Here is a 4,569-nt window from a genome sequence, read left to right as displayed (position 1 = left end):
CGCCCCGGCGCAGGCGCTCGACGTGCCGGCGGCACCGTCGACCCGGAGATCGCCCGCTACGACGTCGAGACCGGCGGAGCCGCGACACCCGGCGCGGGCCGCCGAGGCGGCGGCGCGTACTCGTCGCGCGTGCTCGTGCCGACGCCCATGCGGCTCATCGCGGCGACGAGCCCCACCGCGGCGGCGACGCCGTCGACGACCGGCACGCCGACCCGCCGCGACACCGTCGCGCACAGGTCGGCCATGCCCGCGCAGCCGAGCACGATGACGTCGGCGCGCGCCGTGGCGACCGCCCGGGCGGACACCTCGACGATCGTGTCGACCGCGGGCGAGGCGGTGTCCTCGAGCTCGAGGACCGGGATGCCGGTGGCCTCGAGCGCCACGCACGCGCGCCGCATGCCGTACCGGGCCAGCAGGTCGTCGGCCCGGCCGAGCGTGCGGGAGAGCGTCGTCACGACGGCGAACGAGCGTCCGGCGAGCGCGGCGACGTGCATCGCCGCCTCCGCGATGCCGACGACCGGCACGTCGACGAGCTCGCGCGCGGCATCCAGCCCGGGATCCCCGAAGCACGCGACGACGTAGCCGTCGCTGCCGCCGGCCCGCAGGTCGGCCTCGATCAGCTCGACCACGGCGAGCGCGGCGGCCACCTCGTCGACGTGGCTCTCGATCGCCGCGGCGCCCTCGGCGGGGCACACCGCGACGATCTCGACGTCGGGGCCGGCCACCTCCCGGGCGGCGTCCGCGATCTTCGCGGTCATCGCCCGGGAGGTGTTCGGGTTGACGAGGGTGATCCTCATCGCGACGAGGCCTGCTGCACCGGGATCTCGCCCGAGATCGCCGGCGGCTCCGAGTCGGCGGTCGCCGCGGCGCCGTCGATCGTGCCGTCCGAGATGCCGTCGGTCTCGCCGTCGAACGTCGGCACGCGCGGGTCCATGCGCTCGAAGAGCACGAAGAAGAAGTACCCGAGACCGCAGCCGATGAACCACGTGAAGTTGCCGATCCACGAGACGTCGACCATGCCGAGGTCGGCGAACATCTTCGGGAAGACGGCGAGGACGATCGTCGGGATGCCGGCCCACAGCAGCGTCTTGACCGCGTTCGGGTTGTATCCGTTCGAGTACCAGTAGGCGCCCGTCTCCGACATCGTGAACATCGCGTCGGTCTTGATGCGCTGCTTCGCGGCGACGTAGTAGCCGGCGATCAGCAGGCCGAACAGCGGGCCGATGAGCGCCGCGAGGAGTCCCAGCGAGTAGTGGATCGCGGTCGCGTTGGAGTACCAGTTCCACGGCAGCAGGAACACCGAGCCGACCGCGGCGATCATGCCGCCCATGCGCCACGAGATGCGGTGCGGGGCGACGTTGGAGAAGTCGAACGCGGGCGAGATGAAGTTCGCGACGATGTTGATGCCGACCGTCGCGGTGACGAACGTCAGGCCGCCGAGGAGGATCGCGAACGGGGTGTCGATGCGCTCCACGGTGTGGATCGGGTCGGTGATCAGCTCGCCGAACACCGGCACCGTGGCCGAGGCCGTGATGACGGTCAGCAGCGAGAAGAACAGGAAGTTCACCGGCAGGCCCCAGAGGTTGCCCTTCTTGACCGCGCTGAAGCTCTTGCCGTACCGCGCGAAGTCGCCGAAGTTCAGCATCGGCCCGGAGAAGTACGACACGACGATGCCGATCGCCATGAACATGAGCCCGATCGAGCCCCAGAAGCCGACGTCGGGCTGGCTCGGGTCGGACAGGTCGAAGCTCACGTTCTCCCAGCCGGCCTGCGAGACGAGGTAGACCGCGAGGACGATCATGACGACGTAGACGGCGGGGCCGGCCCAGTCGATGAACCGGCGGATGACCTCCATGCCGTTCCAGAACAGCGCCACCTGCGCCACCCACAGGATCGCGTACGAGATCCAGCCGAGCGCCGACAGGCCCAGGAACTCGTGCTCGAGCAGCGCGGCGCTGCCGGGCACGAACTTCAGGAAGATGATGTTCAGCGACTGCGCCGCGAGGAACGTCTGCACGCCGTACCAGGCGATCGCGATGATGCCGCGGATGATCGCGGGGATGTTCGCGCCCTTGATGCCGAAGATCGCCCGGTTGACGACCGGGTAGGGCACGCCGGTCTTCTGGCTGGGCTTGGCGACCAGGTTCGTGAAGACCTGGACGATCACGATGCCGACGACCAGCGCCACGAGCACCTGCCACGCGGCGATGCCGAGCGCGAACAGCGAGCCCGCCGTGACGTAGCCTCCGACGGAGTGCACGTCCGACATCCAGAAGGCGAAGATGTTGTACCAGGACCACTTCTGCCTGCGCAGCGGTGCGAGATCCTCGTTGGCGAGTCGGGTGTCGTACTCGGGCTTCATGTTGCCGGAGCCGACCGGCATGCCGGCCGCCTCGACGATGTCCTGAGGAGCGGTGGGGGATGCCGCTTCCGTGTTGCGTGCCATGGGAGTGCCTTTCGCGGGAGATGGCGAAAGGCCGGTCATGGATCATGACCGGCCTTGGTCTGGCGATGCGATGCGTCACTCGTGAAGCTATTGCTTCACGAGTGAGGGCCGGTTTCGCCGCTGTAACATCCGCATGACATTCCTCGCGGGATGTTGCGCGCCGATGTCGGCGTGCGCCTCCGAACCCCCGCCTACACTGGCGTCGTGCCCGTCCTGCGCTCCCGGCTCGTCCCGACCGCGGCGCGCGACGAGCTGGCGGCCGCCCTCACGGCCCTCCACGACGAGCTGGATCTGCCCGACGACTTCCCTCCCGCGGTGCTCGCCGAGGCCGATGCCGCGGCCCGCTCCGTGCCGGTCGACCCCGCTGCCGCAGGACTGGCCGACCTGCGCGGCATCCCGTTCGTGACGATCGACCCGCCCGGCTCGACCGATCTCGACCAGGCCCTGCACCTCGAGCGCACCGCCGGCGGCGCCGTGCTCCACTACGCGATCGCCGACGTGCCGGCGTTCGTCGAGCCGGGCGGCGCGGTCGACGCCGAGGCGCGCGAGCGCGGGCAGACCCTCTACGCGGCGGACCGCCGCATCCCGCTGCACCCCGAGGTGCTCAGCGAGGATGCCGCGTCGCTCCTCGCCGATCGCGACCGGCGCGCATACGTGTGGCGCTTCGAGCTCGACGACGGCGCGCGGCCCACCGCGACGACGCTGACCCGCGCCGTGATCCGCTCGCGCGCGCAGTGGAGCTATGCGGACGCACAGGCCGCGGTCGACGGCGGCACCGCGCCGGAGGCCTTCGCGGCGCTCCCCTGGTTCGGCGCCGAGCGCTCCGCGCGCGAGAGCGAGCGCGGCGGCGCGAGCCTCAACCTGCCGGAGACTCGCGTGGTGGCCGAGCCCGAGGGTGCGCCCGCGCGCGGCGACGACGAGCCGGCCGAGATCCGCGACGGGCACGGGGCGTACCGGCTGGAGCGCGATCCGGGGCTCCCGATCGAGGACTGGAACGCGCACGTGTCGCTGCTGACCGGCATGGCGGCGGCCGACATCATGCTCCGCGGCGGCATCGGCATCCTCCGCACGATGCCGCCGGCATCCGCCGAGGACGTCGCCGCGTTCCGCACGCAGACCGTCGCGCTCGGCGAGCCGTGGCGCGAGGACGTGACGTACGGCGACTACCTGCAGCGGCTCGGGCGGGGCCCGGTGCCGCGCGCGATCCGCGAGGCCGCGGCCGGGCTCTTCCGCGGGGCGGGCTACGTCGCGTTCGACGGCGAGCCGCCGGCCGATCCCGATCAGGCGGCCATCGGCGCGCCCTACGCGCACGCGACCGCGCCGCTGCGCCGGCTGATCGACCGCTGGTCGCTCGTGATCTGCGAGGCGCTCGCGAACGGCCACCCGGTCCCCGAGTGGGCGCGAGAGAGCCTGCCGGAGCTGCCGCGGCTGATGGCGCGCTCGGCCCAGCGTGCGAGCCGGCTCGACGCCGACACGCTCGACCGTGTCGCCGCAGCCGTGCTGCACGGCCGCGAGGGCGAGATCCTCACCGGCGCCGTGCTGCGCGTGCGCCGCGGGACCGCGCGCGTGCAGCTGCGACGCCCGCCCATCGTGGTCTCGGTGCCCGCGCTCGACGTCGCCCCCGGCGCGTTGGTGCGCCTGCGGCTGGATGCCACGTCGATCGCCGACGGCACGTCGACCTTCAGCAGGGTCGACGCGACGAGCTGACCGAGGCCGAGGCCCGCCGGGCGGCCCGGCGACCGTCAGCCGTTCAGCGCCGCCAGCACCCGCGCCGCCAGCTCCTCGCGCGGGATCGGCGCCTCCGACACCGACACGGTGTTCGTCCCGTCCGTCGCGTAGAGCGTCGACGCTCCGGGTCCCTCGATCGTGACGGCCTCGACGGCCCCGGCGACGGTCGCCGGTGTGCCCGCGACCTCCGCCCACTGGAAGCCCGACCCGGGATACAGTCTCATCCAGATGCCGCCGAGCTCGTACGAGTACCACGGGCACCAGGCCGTGACGCCCTCGCGCTCGAGGATCTCGCGGCTCACGGAGGGCCCGAATCCGGTCGGATAGCCGGCGTAGAACTCCGTGCCCTGCATGATGCCGGCGACGTCGATCAGAGCGCCCAGCTGCTCGCAGTC

At 72.2% G+C, this 4,569-nt stretch carries 4 protein-coding genes; 1 reads left to right on the top strand and 3 read right to left on the bottom strand.

Annotation, left to right across the window (positions count from 1 at the left end):
* Positions 1-56: 56 nt before the first annotated feature.
* Positions 57-797 carry an aspartate/glutamate racemase family protein gene (locus tag WML84_RS13105; protein ID WP_347346584.1) on the bottom strand — a complete coding sequence of 247 codons (741 nt, stop codon included), beginning with the start codon at positions 795-797 and terminating at the stop codon, positions 57-59.
* On the bottom strand, positions 794-2,446 hold the full coding sequence (locus WML84_RS13100) for an NCS1 family nucleobase:cation symporter-1 (protein WP_347346583.1): 1,653 nt from the start codon (positions 2,444-2,446) through the stop codon (positions 794-796). Before WML84_RS13100 ends, WML84_RS13105 begins: the two co-directional genes overlap by 4 nt.
* 204 nt (positions 2,447-2,650) lie before the next feature.
* Between WML84_RS13100 and WML84_RS13095 the strand changes: the two genes are divergently transcribed.
* Positions 2,651-4,153: an RNB domain-containing ribonuclease gene (locus WML84_RS13095; protein WP_347346582.1), complete on the top strand. Its 1,503-nt coding sequence runs from the start codon at positions 2,651-2,653 to the stop codon at positions 4,151-4,153.
* 35 nt (positions 4,154-4,188) lie between these two features.
* On the opposite strand, the gene WML84_RS13090 is transcribed toward WML84_RS13095, so the two are convergent.
* On the bottom strand, positions 4,189-4,569 hold a 381-nt coding region (locus WML84_RS13090), incomplete at its 5' end, for a hypothetical protein (protein ID WP_347346581.1).

Source organism: Microbacterium sp. (assembly GCF_039812165.1).
Taxonomy (GTDB): domain Bacteria; phylum Actinomycetota; class Actinomycetes; order Actinomycetales; family Microbacteriaceae; genus Microbacterium.
This window is presented reverse-complemented; position numbering and strand designations above follow the sequence as displayed.

Excerpts from the sequence above, each read along its gene's own strand:
- WML84_RS13105 (WP_347346584.1), bottom strand. The coding sequence starts at position 797 with ATGAGGATCACCCTCGTCAACCCGAACACCTCCCGGGCGATGACCGCG.
- WML84_RS13100 (WP_347346583.1), bottom strand. The coding sequence starts at position 2,446 with ATGGCACGCAACACGGAAGCGGCATCCCCCACCGCTCCTCAGGACATC.